This window comes from Bradyrhizobium sp. USDA 4502 (assembly GCF_054063355.1).
The window spans coordinates 6731040-6747685 of the sequence record NZ_JBSSGF010000001.1 but is presented as its reverse complement, the minus strand read 5'-3'; the positions used below and the strand labels follow the sequence as shown (position 1 = coordinate 6747685).

Sequence of the window (16646 nt, the reverse complement as noted above, 5' to 3'; positions counted from 1 at the left end):
TATCCGCGTTAGTGAACCCCTTTATTTCATGGTCCGAGACCCCAGATAGAGCGCCATGGTTTCACAATCCCCCGACATCAAAATCACGCCCGAGGCGCCGGTTCGCGCGCCATCAGCGGTTCCGGTCGACGATGCCGTGCTGGCCTTCGAGGTCGGCGCGCTGGACCTGCGCGGCCGGCTGACCCGGCTCGGCCCCGCGCTCGACGAGATCCTGCACAAGCACGATTATCCGCCCGCGGTCGGCAAGCTGCTCGGCGAGGCGATCGTGCTCACCACGCTGCTCGGCTCGTCGGTCAAGTTCGAGGGCCGCTTCATCCTGCAGACCCGGACCGAAGGTCCGGTCTCGCTCCTGATCGTCGATTTCCAGGCGCCCGACCGGCTGCGCGCCTATGCGCGCTACGACGCATCGCGCCTCAAGAATGGCCAGAGTTCGGGCGAGCTGCTCGGCAAGGGCCACCTTGCGATGACCATCGATCAGGGCTCTAACACCAGCCGCTACCAGGGACTGGTCGCGCTCGACGGCGGCGGCCTGGAAGAGGCGGCCCACGAATATTTCCTGCGCTCGGAGCAGATCCCGACGCGGGTGCGGCTTGCGGTCGGCGAGGAGATGCGCGGCGGCGAAGGCGGCAAGCTGCGCTGGCGCGCCGGCGGCATCCTGCTGCAATTCCTGCCCAAGGCGCCCGAGCGCGCCAAGCAGGCCGATCTGCATCCCGGCGATGCGCCGGAAGGCACGGCCACGCATAGCGTGCCGGACGATGACGCCTGGGTCGAGGGCCAGTCGCTGATCTCGACCGTCGAGGACGTCGAGCTGATCGATCCCGATCTGTCCGGCGAGCGGCTGCTCTATCGCCTGTTCCACGAACGCGGCGTGCGCGTCTTCAACCCGCAAACGCTGCGCGCGCAATGCTCCTGCTCGCGCGACGCGGTGTCGTCGATGCTGAAGAGCTTTGCGCCGAACGACCGCGCCGAGATGGTCAAGGACGGCAAGGTCGTCGTGACCTGCGAGTTCTGCTCGTCGGTGTATGAATTCACGCCGCAGGAAGCCGGCGTGGAGTAACAGGTGACCTTCGTCATGGCCGGGCTCGACCCGGCCATCCATCATGGCAAAAGCGTTTTTGAAGCGATGGATCGCCGGGTCAAGCCCGGCGATGACGTGCATTGCTGCGCGTCAGTTCAGCACCCTTTTCCCGCCCGGGCTCGGGCTGTCCAGCGAGAATGTCGGCACGTCGATGTCGAAGCGCTCGCCGGCTTCGGTGACCATCTGATAGCTGCCGGTCATGAATCCGGAGGCGGTCGGCAGCGGCACGCCGCTCGTGTATTCGAAGCGTTCGCCGGGCGCGAGCACCGGCTGCTCGCCGACCACGCCCTCGCCGCGCACCTCCTGGCGGCGGCCGGTGGCGTCGGTGATGATCCAGTGCCGCGTCCGCAGCTGCACCGTTTCCGGGCCCGAATTGACGATCACGATCTTGTACGACCAGAAATATTCGCGCCGGTCGACCGACGAGCGCTCCGGCATGAAGTTCGGCTCGACGGTGACTTCGATCTGGCGGGTAACGGCGCGGTACATGCGGCTCAATCCGATGGTCCTGGCGCATGGTCCGTTTTCGACCGGATCATGCTCAAACAGGGCGCTATCATAGCCAATTGAACCGCCGGAACCAATCGCCTGCCAGGCCGCGAAAAGGCGGTCCAAGGGCGGCTCGTTCATCGCGGTTTCAACATAGTTCCGCTCTAAAGCGCGGCCGCATGCCGCCGCACTCCGTGCTTTGTCGGCAACTCGCGGACCGATATTATCTTTTCAGCACGGCGTGCGGGGCGTCCGCGGCCGACACGGTGTTTGATGAGCTCGATTGCCGATCCCATAGCCGGTTCGCCGGTGGCTGACGCCAAGACCGAAGTAAAGGCAGAGGCCGAGGCGAAGGTTGCTGCGCCCGCGATCACGCTGCCGGCGACCGGCGAGCGCGAGCTCCGCCTCGATCTGTTCCGCGGGCTCGCGCTGTGGCTGATCTTCATCGATCATCTGCCGACCAATCTTCTGACCTGGCTGACGATCCGCAATTACGGCTTCTCCGACGCCACCGAGATCTTCATCTTCATCTCCGGCTACACCGCGGCCTTCGTCTACGGCCGCGCCATGCTGGAGGGCGGCTTCGTGATCGCGACCGCGCGCATCCTGCGCCGGGTCTGGCAGATCTATGTCGCGCACGTCTTCCTGTTCACGATCTTCCTCGCCGAGATCTCCTATGTCGCGACCTCGTTCGAGAACCCGCTCTACAGCGAGGAAATGGGGATCATGGACTTCCTCAAGCAGCCCGACGTCACCATCGTCCAGGCGCTGCTGCTGCGCTTCCGTCCCGTCAACATGGATGTGCTGCCGCTCTATATCGTGCTGATGCTGTTCCTGCCGCTGATCCTGTGGCTGATGAAATGGAAGCCCGACGTCACCCTCGGCCTCTCGGTCGTGCTCTACGCGGTGACCTGGCAGTTCGACCTTTATCTCTCGGCCTATCCGAACGGCTTCTGGGCGTTCAATCCGTTCGCCTGGCAATTGCTGTTCGTGTTCGGCGCCTGGTGCGCGCTCGGCGGGGCGCGGCGGATGTCGCGCATCCTGTCGTCGAACATCACGATGTGGATCTGCATCGTCTATCTGGTCGCGGCGTTCTTCGTGACCCTGACCTGGTACGTGCCGCAGCTCGGCCACATCATGCCGAAGGTGATCGAGCAATGGATGTATCCGATCAACAAGACCGACCTGGACGTGTTGCGATTCGCGCACTTCCTGGCGCTCGCCGCGCTCACCGTGCGCTTCCTGCCCAAGGACTGGCCGGGCCTGAAATCGCCCTGGCTGCGACCTTTGATCCTGTGTGGCCAGCACTCGCTTGAGATATTCTGCCTCGGGGTCTTCCTCGCCTTCGCCGGTCACTTCGTGCTTGCCGAAGTATCTGGCGGTGCCGCACTGCACGCCTTGATCAGCGTCTGCGGCATCCTCATCATGTGCGGCATGGCGTGGATCATTTCGTGGTACAAACACTCCGCCGACAAAGGCGCCTCGAAAAAAGGCGCCGCCGGCAACGCCGATCTGGCGGGAGGGGGAGCATGAAGTCCGCGCGGACGATGCTGGGCCTGACGCTGCTCGCAGCCTGCCTGACGGCCGGTTTGGCGGCGGCGCCAGCGCGCGCCGGCGACACCGCGGAGCCGCCCCCGCCGCCGCCCTGCGACGTGCCCGCCTATCTGCTTACGAGCGAGAGCTCGCTGCCCAAGGTCACCGACGCCATCAAGTCCAACCGGCCGCTCAACGTGCTGGTGGTCGGCAGCCGCTCCTCGACCATCCAGGGCAACGAGGCGAGCGCCTATCCGGCCACGCTGCAGGCGGCGCTGAAGGAAGCGTTGCCGTCGTCGACGATCGATCTATCCGTAGAATTACAGGGAAAGAGCACCGCCGAGGAGACCGCGGGAACTCTTGTTAAGCTTGTTGAAGCAAAAAAGCCTACTTTGGTTATCTGGCAGACCGGAACCGTCGATGCTATGCGAGCGGTCGATCCCGACGATTTCCGTACCGCCATCAACGAAGGCGTTGTTGCGTTGCGGGACGCCGGGACCGACGTGGTGCTGGTCAATCTGCAATACAGCCCGCGTACGGAGACGATGATCTCTGCGCCGCCCTATCTCGACAACATGAAGGTGGTGGCGCAGCAGCACGACGTTCCGCTGTTCGACCGGTTCGCGATTATGAAGCAGTGGAGCGACGCCGGATATTTTGACCTGTTCAGCACCTCGCATGGTGTCGATCTGGCCAAGAAGGTTCATGCCTGTCTCGGCCGCGCACTGGCGAAATTCGTGATCGATGCGGCCCATCTGGGCCCGGTGCAGCAGAATTAAGGAAGCAGAGTAAATGCGTTTTGCCTTCCCTTTTTGTGCTTCCGCAGGGCGGAGTCTGTGCGCCGTTGCGGCGCTGGCACTGCTCGCGCCGCTCGCGGTCGCGCCATTGCGCGCGCAGACCGACCAGCATGCAGCGCTTTCGTCCGACGGCAAGACCGAGGCTGCAAAGCCTGATGCGACGCAGCCCGCTGCGACGGCTGACGCGACCAATCCGCCGCAACCCGGCGTCGCCGCGAAGGCGTTCGACAGGGTGAAGCAGGCCGCGAAATCCGCCAGCGACATCTTCCACCGCGTGCCCTGTCATCAGCCCAAGGGTGTGCCGAACAGCACCGGCTCGCTGCCGCATGTCGCGGCCAAGCTCGTCGCCGGCAAGCCGGTCGTCATCATCGCGTTCGGCTCGTCCTCGACCCAGGGCTATGGTTCGTCGGCGCCGGAATTCACCTATCCGAACCGGCTCGCCGGACAGTTGCGCCGGCAGTATCCGTCCGCCGACATCACGGTGCTCAATCGCGGCAAGGGCGGCGAGGACGCGCCCGAGATGATGGCGCGGCTGCAAACCGAGGTGATCGACGTCCATCCCGACATGGTGATCTGGCAGGTCGGCACCAACGCGGTGCTGCGCAACCTCGATCCCGCCGAGACCGCCAAGCAGGTCGAGGACGGCGTGGCGCGCCTTCAGGCGTCCGGCGCCGACGTCGTGCTGGTCGATCCGCAATATTCGCCGCGCGTCACCGAGCGCCCCGAAAGCGCGCGCGGCATGGTGAAGCTGCTCGGCCGCATCGCCGCCCTGCGTCATGTCGGCATCTTCCCGCGCTTCGAGGTGATGCGCGACTGGCACGAGAAACAGGCGATCCCGATCACCGATTTCGTCATCGCCGACGGCCTGCACATGAACGACTGGGGCTACGCCTGCTTCGCCCAACTGCTCGGCGACGACATCATCCGCTCGGTCGGTGCGATCAAGATCGGCGTCAACGTCCCCGCCGATGTCAGGACCTACCGGCCGATGTGATCGGGCTGCCCGGCCGCTCCAACCGTCATTGCGAGCGAAGCGAAGCAATCCATTCGTCCGCTTGCGCTGATGGATGGATTGCTTCGTCGCTTCGCTCCTCGCAATGACGGTTGAGGCGGTGCGCTCATTTCCATCACCGTCACCCTGAGGTGGCCGCTTCTTCAGCTGCCCTCGAAGGGTCGACGGCCCGGCTGGTGGCCGTGCATCCTTCGAGGCTCGCTCCGCTCGCACCTCAGGATGACGGGACTGATACCGTTGCGGACTCTTTCCTCGACCATCCGGCCACGCCCGCCTCCAATCTTGACCTCGCCGCGGTAATCCGCTCCCTTGACGCCTGCACCCAAGCTTTAAGGGAAACGCTCATGTCTTTCGTGCTGGCCATCGATCAGGGCACCACATCGTCGCGCGCCATGGTGTTTCGCGGCGACATCTCCATCGCCGCCGTCGCGCAGCAGGAGTTTCCGCAGCATTTCCCCGCCTCCGGCTGGGTCGAGCACGAGCCGGAGGACATCTGGACCTCGACCGTGATGGTGTGCCGCGAGGCGCTGGAGAAGGCCGGCCTCAAGGCGAAGGACATCGCCGCGATCGGCATCACCAACCAGCGCGAGACCACCGTGGTGTGGGACCGCGCCACCGGACAGGCCGTGCACCGCGCCATCGTCTGGCAGGACCGCCGCACCGCCGACATCTGCGCCAGGCTCAAGGCCGAGGGCCATGAGCCGGCGATTTCGGCCAAGACCGGCCTCATTATCGATCCTTATTTCTCGGGCACCAAAGTCGCCTGGATCCTTGATCACGTGCCGGGCGCGCGCGAGCGCGCCGAGCGCGGCGAGCTGCTGTTCGGCACCGTCGACTGCTATCTGCTGTGGCGGCTCACCGGCGGGCGAGTCCACGCCACCGACGCCACCAACGCCTCGCGCACGCTGCTGTTCAACATCCACACCGGCGCCTGGGACGACGACCTCGTCAACCTCTTGCGCGTGCCGCGCTCGATGCTTCCCGAAGTGAGGGATTCCTCCGCCCGCTTCGGCGAGAGCACCGCCGATCTGTTCGGCGGCCCGATCGCGATCTCCGGCATTGCCGGCGATCAGCAGGCCGCGACCATCGGCCAGGCCTGCTTCGAGCCCGGCATGATGAAGTCGACCTACGGCACCGGCTGCTTCGCGCTGCTCAACACCGGCACCACGCCGGTGGCCTCGAAGAACAAGCTGCTCACCACCATCGCCTACCAGCTCGGCGGCCAGCGCACCTACGCGCTCGAGGGCTCGATCTTCGTCGCCGGCAGCGCGGTGCAGTGGCTGCGCGACGGGCTCGGCATCATCAAGCACGCCGCCGAGACCGGACCGCTTGCCGACAAATCGGACTCCATGCAGAGCGTCTATTTGGTGCCCGCCTTCGTCGGCATGGGCGCGCCGTACTGGAATCCGCGCGTGCGCGGCGCGCTGTTCGGGCTCACCCGCAACACCGGCCCGGCCGAGCTCGCGCATGCGACGCTGGAGAGCGTGTGCTACCAGACCTTCGATCTGTGGGCCGCGATGCGCACCGACTGGCCGGAGGCCAACGCCGCCAACACCGTGCTGCGCGTCGACGGCGGCATGACCGCCTCGGACTGGACCATGCAGCGGCTCGCCGATCTGCTCAACGCGCCGGTCGACCGCCCGATGATCCAGGAGACCACGGCGTTAGGGGCCGCCTATCTCGCCGGTCTCGATGCCGGCGTCTATCCGGAGCCCGCGAAATTCGCCGACAATTGGCGGCTCGAGCACCGCTTCAGGCCGGCGATGAGCCAGGCGACACGCGAGCGCAAGCTCGCCGGCTGGGCCCGCGCCGTGAAGGGCGTGCTGGCGAGCGACGAGGGGGAGTAGTAATGATCTGATGCTGCGGCAAGCTCGCTGCACCTCTCCCGCTAGCGGGGTCGAGACGAGCGAAGCTCGCTCTTAGGTCGTAGCGCATCGTCAGATGCGCTACGGGTGGGGGCTCTCTCCACACCAAGCAAGCGGCGCCGCTGCGGCTGCCGCTCAATCTCGCCAAGTGCGCGCAACAACCAATAACAACCATCGGAGAACAACATGAACACGGATCTCAACCGCGTCACCAAGCTACTGACTGCCGCACTTTGCGCCGCAATACTTGCCGCTCCCGCCACCGCGCGTGAGAAGCCGAGCCCGCTCGTCGCGGCGCGCGAGGTCAAGACCGACGTCGCCGGGCTGAAGGCGCCGGGGCAGATCCTGGTCGATGTCTGGGGCATCCCGCACATCTATGCCGGCAACGAGCACGACCTGTTCTTCCTGCAGGGCTTCAACGCCGCGCGCGATCGGCTCTGGCAGATCGATCTCTGGCGCAAGCGCGGGCTCGGCCTCTTGGCGAAGGATTTTGGCCCTGCCTATGCCGAGCAGGACAAGACGCTGCGCCTGTTCCTCTATCGCGGCGACATGAATGCGGAATGGGCCGCCTATGGCCCGAAGGCGAAATCCTATGCGGAGGCGTTCGTCGCCGGCGTCAACGCCTATGTCGCCGACGTCCAGGCGGGCAAGCGCGCGCTGCCGATCGAGTTCAGGATCGCAGGCACGATGCCGGATTTGTGGTCGGCAGAGGATGTCGTGCGCGTCCGCAGCCATGGCCTGACCCGCAATGTCGCCTCCGAGGTGAAGCGCTCGCGGGTCGCCTGCGCTGCAGGCCTCGATGCCGATCGCTTCCGCGTCAAGCTGGAGCCCACCTGGACCACCAGGATCCCCGATGGGCTCGATCCCTGCAGCGTGCCGAAGGCGGTACTCGCCGCCTACGATCTTGCCACGCGGCCGGTGAAGTTCGCCGCGCCGAAGGACCAGAAGGCGGCGCTGGCGCATGATCCCGACACCTACCTCGCCGAGGCCGACCAGCAGCGCGACACCATCGGCTCCAACAACTGGGTGATCGCGGCATCGCGCACCGCGACCGGACGTCCGATCCTCGCCAACGATCCGCATCGCGAGCACTCGGTGCCGTCGCTGCGCTACATCGTCGGCCTCAATGCGCCCGGCATCTCCGTGATCGGTGCCGGCGAGCCTGCGCTGCCGGGCATCTCGATCGGCCACAACGACATCATCGCGTTCGGGCTGACCATCTTCAACGTCGATCAGGAAGACCTCTACGTCTACGAGCTCAACCCGGACAATCCGAACCAGTACCGCTACGGCAGCGGCTGGGAGGACATGCGGATCGTGCATGAGAAGGAAGCGGTGAAGGGCGAGGCCGACCGCGATCTCGAGCTGAAGTTCACCCGCCACGGCCCGGTGATCTTCGTCGACGCCGACAACAAGCATGCGTTCGCGGTGCGCTCGATCTGGTTCGAGCCGGGCACCTCGGCCTATTTCGGCTCGTCCGACTACATGACGGCGAAGAACTGGAACGGCTTCCTCGGCGCGATGCGGCGCTGGGGCGCGCCGTCGGAGAACCAGGTCTATGCCGACACGTCAGGCAATATCGGCTGGGTCGCCGCCGGCAAGACGCCGCGCCGCGCCAGTTTCGACGGCCTGATGCCGGTGCCCGGCGACGGCCGTTACGAGTGGCAGGGCTTTCTGTCGCTCGACGAGCTGCCGAAGCTGTACCAGCCGAAGCAGGGCTTTATCGCCACCGCCAACCAGATGAACCTGCCGGCGGATTATCCGGTGGGTGAGCGCAGGGTCGGTTTCGAATGGGCCGACAGCGCGCGCTGGCAGCGCATCACCGAGGTGCTGCAGGCCAACAGCAAGGTGACGCTGGCGGACGCGATGGCGCTGCAGAACGACGACACCGGCATGCTCGCGCGGCGCCTCGTCGCGCTGCTGAAGCCGCTCACGTCGGATGATGCGAACGTCAGGAAGGGCCTCGATCTGCTCAAGGCGTGGGATGCACGCGACGCGGCCGATAGCGCGGCCGCCGCGGTTTATGAGGTGTGGATCGCAAACCATCTCGGCCCGGTGCTGCTCAAGACCACCGCGCCGAAGGCAGCCGAACTGATTGCGCCGGAGGCCTCCAGCATCTCCGCCATTGTCGGCTATCTCGAAAAGCCGGACGCGGCGCTCGGTAGCGATCCCTCAGCCGAGCGCGACCGCGTGCTGCGCGACAGCCTCGGCGAGGCGGTCGCCGATGTTGCCGACAAGCTCGGCCCCGATGCGTCGACCTGGCGCTGGGGCCGGCTGCATGTCGCGCAATTCAATCACGCGCTAATGCCGCTCGCCGACAAGGCGACCGCGGCGCAGATGCAGGTCGGCCCGCTCGCCTTCGGCGGCGCCGCCAACGTGCCGCGCGCCGCCACCTATCGCCGCTCCGACTATCATCTGATCTCCGGCGCTTCATTCCGCATGGTGCTCGATGTCGGCAATTGGGATGCGAGCCGCGCCGTCAACACGCCGGGCCAATCCGGCGATCCCTTCAGCGGCCACTACCGCGACCTCGCGCCGCTATGGGCGACGGGCCAGTATGTGCCGCTGCTCTACAGCCGCGGCGCCGTGGAAGCTGCAACCGCTGACGCGATCACGCTGACGCCGAGGTGAGGGGCGAGTACGTCTCACCGGCTGCGCCACAAACTCCAACGTCGTCCCGGCGAAAGCCGGGACCCATAACCACCAATGCCGATTGCTTTGCGGTGCTGGGGCCACAGCGTGCCTTAACAACCCAACTCTGTGGTAATGGGTCCCGGCCTTCGCCGGGACGACACCGAGTGTTCGGCACACTGTAGCCGCAACCGCGGACGCGATCACGCTGACGCCGAGGTGAGGGAGCGAGTGCGTCTCATCGGCTGCGCCACAAACTCCGCCGTCGTCCCGGCGAAGGCCGGGACCCATAACCACGAATGCCAATTGTCCTGCGATGTTGGGGCCGCAGCGTCGTTCAACAACGTAGTCCTGTGGTAATGGGTCCCGGCCTTCGCCGGGACGACGTCAAACGTGTGGCGAGCACCGCGCTCACTTTTCCTGCTTCTCCTGAAAGCGGAAGCGCGACCCGGGACTCATCGGTGCGAATGCCGACGCGGACTGCGGCGGTCAGCCACTATTCACTTTGTGCCATCAACGCGGCGGCGCATCTGGATCACTACAAGTTGACGTTTGCGATTTGCGCACGGACTTCCCGCGACGCTGTGCGCGGGGGTCCAAGAAGCGTCGGCTTCTGCCTGCTAGTCTGACCGATCGTGATCGCCGCCGGCCTGTGACGGTTCTCACATCCGGCGCGAGCACGCATTTTCTGGAAGCGATTGAAAGCTCAGCTGGTTACTTCACAGGAGCTGACCATGACGAAAATCATTCTTGTTTCGCTCGCAGTTGTTTCTCTGTCCACGGCGGCATTCGCGGATGCACGCACGGCACAACACCGGACCCACCAGCGTCTCGTGATGGGTACAGCACTAAGTCCTGCCGTGCTCAATGCCAACGCCAGTCTCAATGGCGATGTCAGCGACCGCGCGATGCGCATGCGGAGTCTTCGCGAGTCCGGCTACAACCCGAAGAACGATTTCGACGCCAACGGCAACGTGTGGGTCGGCAACTAACCGAGTACGGGAGGGCCTGGGGAGCCCTCCCTCAAAGCGCGCTCAAACTGGTTTATCCCGCTCGTTGGACCTGGCCGCTCGAATGAGCAGCGGCGGCTGCGGAGGATTACCTCGTCTGCTTCTCCTGACCAGGCATTGCCCGCAGCGTTGCATTGCATCCGCGGCGACGTGCGGTTATGTCCCGCCGACAGCCTGCAAACAGAGGTCGCGATGCTGCTGCCCGACGGTTACTCCGACATCCCCCACGGCAAGATCGCTGCCGTCGTCACCCATCTGGAAATGACCGCGCGTCCGCCGCTGCGCGACGACCCGCCCGGCGCGTGGCGCCTGCGCAAGGTCGATCCGCCAGCGCTCGACTGGTATCGCGATATCTATCGCCGGGTCGGCGAGGAGTGGCTGTGGTTCACCCGCACCGGGCTCGAAGACGCCGATCTCGCTTCGAGGATTCACGACCCCGGCAACGAGCTCTACGGGCTGGCCGTCGACGGCCAGGATGAAGGCCTGCTCGAACTCGATTTCAGCGTGCCCGGCGAATGCCAGCTGCTCTATTTCGGCGTCACCGCAAAATTCATCGGCACCGGCGCCGCGCGCTTCCTGATGAACCGCGCGCTCGAGATCGCCTGGTCACGCGACGTCAGCCGCGTCTGGGTGCACACCTGCACCTTCGACCATCCCTCGGCCGTCGCGTTCTACCAGCGCTCCGGCTTCCGTCCGTTCCTGCGGCAGATCGAGGTGGCCGATGATCCGAGGCTCGATGGCAAATTGCCGCGCGATGCGGCGCGGCACGTGCCGGTGATTGCATAGCTCGCCTAACGGACCGGATCAGGATCCGGTTGCAATGTGGCGCGGCCCATCTACGATGGTGCAAAGCGCAACCTTTGACCCGGCGTGGCCGCACACTTCGAAAGCTCTGCTTTCGAGGCACGGCCTCCTGCGGCATGATCGACGAGATGACAGATGTTTTTGATCGGCCAGTACGACTCGCCCTTCGTCCGCCGCACCGCGATCGCGCTGCGGCTCTATGGATTGCCGTTCGAGCACAAGCCGTGGTCGACCTTCGGCGATGCGGAGAAGGTTGCGGCCTACAATCCGGTGCGGCGGGTGCCGACGCTGGTGCTCGATGACGGCGAGGCGCTGATCGAGAGTAGTGCGATCCTGGATTATCTCGACGAGCTGGTCGGGCCGGGCAAGGCGATGATCGCGCGCTCGGGGCCGGAGCGGCGCAAGCATCTGCGCATCACGGCGCTGGCGACCGGGCTTGCCGACAAGGCGGTGAGCCTTGTCTATGAGCGCGTGCTGCGCAAGGAGCAGTTGAAGCTCTGGGTCGAGCGCTGCGAGGCGCAGATCGCGGGCGTGCTCGCGGTGCTGGAGCAGGAGCGCGCGGCGGTGCCGACGCCGTACTGGCTGGGCGATCGCATTGGTCATGCCGACGTCGCGGTGGCCTGCGCGCTGCGCTTCACCGGCGAGGCGCATCCGCATCTGTTCGACGCGCGCTATCCGGCGCTCAAGGCCCACGCCGCGCGCTGCGAGGCGCTGCCGCCGTTCCAGGAGATCGTGCAGCCGCTGGCGCCGCCGAGCGGCTAGTGGATGGCGCGACCCAGGCTGATTGGCGTGTACCCCTCGCGCGCGGATGTCGCGAGACCGTGTGATTATGACTCACAAGCGGCACCACACATTTGCTGTCGTCCCTGCGAAAGACGCGGGGACGACACCGGTAGATGCGGGCGATCCAGTACGCCGCGGCCCATCGGCTCAAGCAACGACAGCCCCTGGAATACTGGATCACCCGCATGCGCGAGGGCTTTGCAGAAGTCGCCCGGGATGATTCTCTTTTGGTGAAGGATTCGCCGGAGGGTCGGATGGCGGAGCGCCAGATTGGTCAATTGAGCTTTACAGATGGGCTGATGAATGACGCGGCCAGGGCCAATGCGCCATTGCAGCGAGTGTCGGAACTGGTCGACTGGAACGCGATTGAAGCGCTGCTGAGCGGCTTGCGCAGCGGGTCGATGGGGGCGCCAGCTTACCCGTCGCTGGCGCTGTTTAAGGCGCTGTTGCTGCAGCAATGGTATGGTCTGTCGGATCCGGGACTTGAGGAAGCACTGGTGGACCGCCTGTCGTTCCGGCGCTTTCTGGGCCTGTCGCTGAGTGAGCCGGTGCCGGATCATTCCACGCTGTGGCGTTTCCGCGAACAACTGGCCAAGAGCGGGCTGGCGGAGCGCGCTTTCGCCCTGATTACGGCGCAGATCGAGAAGTCCGGCTTCGTCTTGAAGCGCGGCACATTGATCGACGCTTCGCTGATCCGCTCGGCGGTAAATCCACCCGAACCACCGGATCCCGATTTGCCCCCGGATGCGGACGGGCGGCCGGCCAGCAAACTGGTCAAAAGCGCGCACGATCCTGACGCTGCCTGGACCAAGAAGGACGGCAAATATGCCTTCGGCTACAAGATGCACGTGGCGATGGACCAAGGCAGTCGCATCATCCGGCGCCTCGCCTTTACGCCAGCCAATGTCAACGACACCGTGCCCGCCGACGGGCTGATCTGCGGCGACGAGGCAACGGTCTACGCTGACAAAGCCTACGATACCATCGCGCGACGCGTGCGGTTGAAGGAGATGGATATTCGCGACGGCATCATGCGCAGACACAACCGCTGGCTTCGCTTGGGACCTTGGGCGGTGCGTCGTAATGCGGTCATCTCGCATCGACGCGCGCCGATCGAGCCGTTGTTCGCATTGCTCAAGCGCGTCTACGGTCTGGCGCGTGCCCGCTATCGGGGCCTGATGCGCAATGCCGCAGCTTTCCAGCTCGCCGCGACTGCGATCAATCTCCAGCGATGGGCCAGGACGCCACCCCAGATCGCCTAACCAAACCAGCCATCCAGCCATCATGGCTGACCCATCCAAGCCACTAACAGGCCCAAACAACCAGCGCCCGCCCCTGTCGATTGCTCGACTTTCGCAAAGCCCTCGCATGCGCGCATGATGACACCGCGGTGTTTGACGTCTTGAATCACGAACCATCCTCATCGTCGTCCTGGCGAAAGCCAGGACCCATTACCCCAAATGAGAACTGTTGTGCGATGCTGGGGCCACGATCCCGTTCATCATCAAGTGCGGTGGCTATGGGTCCTGGCTTTCGTCAGGACGACATTGGTGAATGCGGCGCAGCTGGCGGTCGGTCGCGAGCGATACCCCTTGTCACTCGCCCCGCGACCCCGAGGCGCGCGCTTCGGGCTACCCATTGCCGGGCCGATCTTCTATGGTGAACCGTTCGGGTCGCATGGAGCGAACTCGATAATTCCATGATATCAAAGGCTTAAGGCTCGGATCGAAGCCTTTGGAGGGCGGTTTGACGCGGTATATTTCGACCAGGGGTGAGGCCCCGGTGCTTGGCTTCTGCGATGTGATGCTGACCGGGCTTGCCCGTGACGGCGGGCTCTACGTGCCCGAGACCTGGCCGCAACTGTCGCCCGAGACCATCGCTACCTTCTTCGGCCGTCCCTATTGGGAGGTCGCGGTCGAGATCATCCGTCCGTTTGTCGCCGGCGAGATTTCCGACGCCGAGCTCGGCCGCATGGCCAACGAGGCCTATGCCACCTTCCGCCATCCCGCGGTGGTGCCGCTCGACCAGGCCGGGCCGAACCAGTTCCTGCTCGAGCTGTTCCACGGGCCGACGCTGGCGTTCAAGGACGTCGCGATGCAGCTGATCTCGCGGCTGATGGATCACGTGCTGGCCAAGCGCGCGCAGCGCACCACCATCGTGGTCGCGACCTCGGGCGATACCGGTGGCGCCGCGGTCGAGGCTTTTGCCAATCTCGACAATGTCGACCTCGTCGTGCTGTTCCCGAACGGCCGCATCTCCGAGGTGCAGCGCCGCATGATGACGACGACCGGCGCCGCCAACGTCCACGCGCTCGCGATCGAAGGCACCTTCGACGATTGCCAGGCGCTGGTGAAGGCGATGTTCAACAACCATCGCTTCCGCGACCAGGTGGCGCTGTCGGGCGTCAACTCGATCAACTGGGCGCGCATCGTCGCGCAGGTGGTCTATTACTTCACCTCGGCGGTCGCGCTCGGCTCGCCGCAGCGCACCGTCGACTTCACGGTGCCGACCGGCAATTTCGGCGACATCTTCGCGGGCTATGTCGCCAAGCGGATGGGGCTGCCGATCCGGAACTTGCGCATCGCCGCCAACGTCAACGACATCCTGGCGCGCACGCTGAAGACCGGCATCTACGAGGTGCGCGAGGTACACGCCACGACGTCGCCGTCGATGGACATCCAGGTGTCGTCGAACTTCGAGCGGCTGCTGTTCGAGGCGAGCGGCCGCGACGCCGATCAGGTCCGCCGCCTGATGGCCTCGCTGAAGCAGTCCGGCCGTTTCGTGCTGCCGGATGCGACGCTGGCCGCCGTGCGCCGTGAGTTCGACGCCGGCCGCGCCGACGAGACCGAGACGGCGGCCGCGATCCGCGCCGCCTGGCGCGAGGCGGGCGATCTGGTCGATCCCCACACCGCGGTGGCGCTCGCGGTCGCCGACCGCGACACCTCGGATTCCAGGATCCCGAACATCGTGCTGTCGACCGCGCACGCGGCCAAATTCCCCGACGCGGTGGAAGCCGCCTGCGGGGTGCGTCCGCAGCTGCCGGTCTGGCTCGGAGGCCTGATGAGCAAATCCGAACACATCACGGTCATGAAGAATGATTCCGCCGAGGTCGAGCGCTTCGTGCTGTCGGTCAGCCGTGCTGCCAAGCAGGGAGTTGCCTGATGGGCGTTGAAATCACCAAGCTGCCGAGCGGACTGACAATCGTCACCGACACCATGCCGCATCTGGAAACCGCGGCGCTCGGGGTCTGGGCCGGCGTCGGCGGGCGCGACGAGAAGCCGAACGAGCACGGCATCTCGCATCTGCTCGAACACATGGCGTTCAAGGGCACGGCGCGGCGCTCCTCGCGCGAGATCGTCGAGGAGATCGAGGCGGTCGGCGGCGACCTCAATGCCGGGACCTCGACCGAGACCACGGCCTATTATGCGCGGGTGATGAAGGCCGACGTGCCGCTGGCGCTCGACGTGCTGTCCGACATCCTCGCCAACCCGTCCTTCGTGCCGGACGAGCTGGAGCGCGAGAAGAGCGTCATCGTGCAGGAGATCGGCGCGGCGCAGGATACGCCCGACGACGTCGTGTTCGAGCATCTCAACGAGCTCTGCTATCCGGAGCAGCCGATGGGGCGCTCGCTGCTCGGCACCGCCAAGACGCTGAAGGTCTTCGATCGCGACATGCTGCGCGGCTATCTCTCGACGCATTACCGCGCCCCCGACATGGTGGTCGCGGCCGCCGGCGCGGTCGATCACGTGCGGATCGTCGAGGACGTCACGCAGAAGTTTGCGAGCTTCGACGCCACCCCGGCGCCGAAGCCGCAGGTCGCGATGTTCGGCAAAGGCGGCTCGCGGGTGGTGCATCGCGACCTCGAGCAGGCGCATCTGACGCTAGCGCTCGAAGGCGTGCCGCAGACCGACCCGTCGCTGTTCTCGCTGCAGGTCTTCACCAACACGCTCGGCGGCGGGATGTCGTCGCGGCTGTTCCAGGAGGTGCGCGAGAAGCGCGGGCTGTGCTACTCGATCTACACCTTCCACGCGCCCTACACCGACACCGGCTTCTTCGGCCTCTACACCGGGACCGATCCGGCGGATGCGCCGGAAATGATGGAAGTCATCGTCGACGTCATCAACGACGCGGTGGAAACCCTGACCGAGGCCGAGGTCGCCCGCGCCAAGGCGCAGATGAAGGCCGGCCTGTTGATGGCGCTGGAAAGCTGTTCATCGCGGGCCGAACAATTGGCACGCCATGTGCTAGCCTATGGCCGGCCGCAGACGGTGGAAGAACTGGTGGCCCGGATCGACGCGGTCAGCGTCGAATCGAGCCGCAACGCCGCCCGTGCCCTGCTGGCGCGCAGCCGGCCCGCCGTTGTCGCGCTCGGCAGCGGCAGGGGTCTGGACACGGCGGTGGCTTTTGCGGAAGGATTGACGACGTCGAAGGCAAAGACGCTGCTGCATTAAGAATTTTGCTTACCTCGCCCCGCGCTTGCGGGGAGAGCATAGGCCGCCTACCGGCGGCCGTTGAAGGACATACGCCGAGGCGGAGCCTCGGCTATGGCCGAAGGCTTCGGGTGAGGGTAGAGCCGCAAGACCGAATCTGCGGTAAGACCCCTCACCCCGACCCTCTTCCCGCAAGGGCGGGGCGAGGGAGAAG

Annotated in this window: 13 protein-coding genes; 12 read left to right on the top strand and 1 reads right to left on the bottom strand. The window is 65.5% G+C overall.

Annotation, left to right across the window (positions count from 1 at the left end; genetic code table 11):
* The first annotated feature begins 55 nt into the window (after positions 1–55).
* The gene (locus tag ACVW1B_RS31540; RefSeq protein WP_253606424.1) at positions 56–1057 is read left to right on the top strand and encodes an Hsp33 family molecular chaperone; all 1002 of its coding nucleotides are present in this window, start codon (positions 56–58) and stop codon (positions 1055–1057) included.
* A 111-nt stretch (positions 1058–1168) separates the two neighbouring features.
* Here ACVW1B_RS31540 and apaG read toward each other — a convergent pair whose 3' ends face one another.
* On the bottom strand, positions 1169–1567 hold the full coding sequence (gene apaG, locus ACVW1B_RS31535) for a Co2+/Mg2+ efflux protein ApaG (RefSeq protein WP_028333747.1): 399 nt from the start codon (positions 1565–1567) through the stop codon (positions 1169–1171).
* 273 nt (positions 1568–1840) lie between these two features.
* Here apaG and ACVW1B_RS31530 point away from each other — a divergent pair, with 273 nt between their 5' ends.
* The 11 genes from ACVW1B_RS31530 (at position 1841) to ACVW1B_RS31480 (ending at position 16453) form a co-directional block, all read left to right on the top strand.
* Entirely contained in the window at positions 1841–3100 is a 1260-nt protein-coding gene (locus ACVW1B_RS31530) for an OpgC domain-containing protein (protein ID WP_253606426.1), read from the top strand.
* On the top strand, positions 3097–3879 hold the full coding sequence (locus ACVW1B_RS31525) for an SGNH/GDSL hydrolase family protein (RefSeq protein WP_152977610.1): 783 nt from the start codon (positions 3097–3099) through the stop codon (positions 3877–3879). The genes ACVW1B_RS31530 and ACVW1B_RS31525 overlap by 4 nt, the downstream gene beginning before the upstream one ends.
* Before the next feature lie 13 nt (positions 3880–3892).
* Positions 3893–4891 carry an SGNH/GDSL hydrolase family protein gene (locus ACVW1B_RS31520; protein ID WP_253606428.1) on the top strand — a complete coding sequence of 333 codons (999 nt, stop codon included), beginning with the start codon at positions 3893–3895 and terminating at the stop codon, positions 4889–4891.
* Positions 4892–5253: 362 nt separating this feature from the next.
* Positions 5254–6756: a glycerol kinase GlpK gene (glpK, locus tag ACVW1B_RS31515; RefSeq protein WP_253606430.1), complete on the top strand. Its 1503-nt coding sequence runs from the start codon at positions 5254–5256 to the stop codon at positions 6754–6756.
* 204 nt (positions 6757–6960) lie between these two features.
* On the top strand, positions 6961–9405 hold the full coding sequence (locus ACVW1B_RS31510) for a penicillin acylase family protein (RefSeq protein WP_253606432.1): 2445 nt from the start codon (positions 6961–6963) through the stop codon (positions 9403–9405).
* 734 nt (positions 9406–10139) lie between these two features.
* A complete protein-coding gene (locus ACVW1B_RS31505; protein ID WP_253606433.1) occupies positions 10140–10397 on the top strand; it encodes a hypothetical protein in 258 nt (85 codons plus the stop codon).
* Between the two features lie 210 nt (positions 10398–10607).
* Positions 10608–11201: a GNAT family N-acetyltransferase gene (locus ACVW1B_RS31500; RefSeq protein ID WP_253606434.1), complete on the top strand. Its 594-nt coding sequence runs from the start codon at positions 10608–10610 to the stop codon at positions 11199–11201.
* 153 nt (positions 11202–11354) lie between these two features.
* Complete coding sequence (locus ACVW1B_RS31495) at positions 11355–11981, top strand: glutathione S-transferase family protein (RefSeq protein ID WP_253606435.1); 627 nt, start codon at positions 11355–11357, stop codon at positions 11979–11981.
* A 134-nt stretch (positions 11982–12115) separates the two neighbouring features.
* Positions 12116–13264 (top strand): IS5 family transposase, encoded by a 1149-nt coding sequence (locus tag ACVW1B_RS31490; protein ID WP_253606436.1) that lies wholly within the window; start codon positions 12116–12118, stop codon positions 13262–13264.
* Between the two features lie 484 nt (positions 13265–13748).
* Positions 13749–15164 carry a threonine synthase gene (gene thrC / locus ACVW1B_RS31485; RefSeq protein ID WP_253606437.1) on the top strand — a complete coding sequence of 472 codons (1416 nt, stop codon included), beginning with the start codon at positions 13749–13751 and terminating at the stop codon, positions 15162–15164.
* The gene (locus ACVW1B_RS31480) at positions 15164–16453 is read left to right on the top strand and encodes a M16 family metallopeptidase (protein WP_253606438.1); all 1290 of its coding nucleotides are present in this window, start codon (positions 15164–15166) and stop codon (positions 16451–16453) included. The genes thrC and ACVW1B_RS31480 overlap by 1 nt, the downstream gene beginning before the upstream one ends.
* Positions 16454–16646 lie beyond the last annotated feature (193 nt).

What these genes read in the sequence shown, in the direction of transcription:
- ACVW1B_RS31540 (WP_253606424.1), top strand. Translation starts at nt 56, where the DNA reads ATGGTTTCACAATCCCCCGACATCAAAATCACGCCCGAGGCGCCGGTT.
- apaG (WP_028333747.1), bottom strand. Translation starts at nt 1,567, where the DNA reads ATGTACCGCGCCGTTACCCGCCAGATCGAAGTCACCGTCGAGCCGAAC.
- ACVW1B_RS31530 (WP_253606426.1), top strand. Translation starts at nt 1,841, where the DNA reads ATGAGCTCGATTGCCGATCCCATAGCCGGTTCGCCGGTGGCTGACGCC.
- ACVW1B_RS31525 (WP_152977610.1), top strand. Translation starts at nt 3,097, where the DNA reads ATGAAGTCCGCGCGGACGATGCTGGGCCTGACGCTGCTCGCAGCCTGC.
- ACVW1B_RS31520 (WP_253606428.1), top strand. Translation starts at nt 3,893, where the DNA reads ATGCGTTTTGCCTTCCCTTTTTGTGCTTCCGCAGGGCGGAGTCTGTGC.
- glpK (WP_253606430.1), top strand. Translation starts at nt 5,254, where the DNA reads ATGTCTTTCGTGCTGGCCATCGATCAGGGCACCACATCGTCGCGCGCC.
- ACVW1B_RS31510 (WP_253606432.1), top strand. Translation starts at nt 6,961, where the DNA reads ATGAACACGGATCTCAACCGCGTCACCAAGCTACTGACTGCCGCACTT.
- ACVW1B_RS31505 (WP_253606433.1), top strand. Translation starts at nt 10,140, where the DNA reads ATGACGAAAATCATTCTTGTTTCGCTCGCAGTTGTTTCTCTGTCCACG.
- ACVW1B_RS31500 (WP_253606434.1), top strand. Translation starts at nt 10,608, where the DNA reads ATGCTGCTGCCCGACGGTTACTCCGACATCCCCCACGGCAAGATCGCT.
- ACVW1B_RS31495 (WP_253606435.1), top strand. Translation starts at nt 11,355, where the DNA reads ATGTTTTTGATCGGCCAGTACGACTCGCCCTTCGTCCGCCGCACCGCG.
- ACVW1B_RS31490 (WP_253606436.1), top strand. Translation starts at nt 12,116, where the DNA reads ATGCGGGCGATCCAGTACGCCGCGGCCCATCGGCTCAAGCAACGACAG.
- ACVW1B_RS31480 (WP_253606438.1), top strand. Translation starts at nt 15,164, where the DNA reads ATGGGCGTTGAAATCACCAAGCTGCCGAGCGGACTGACAATCGTCACC.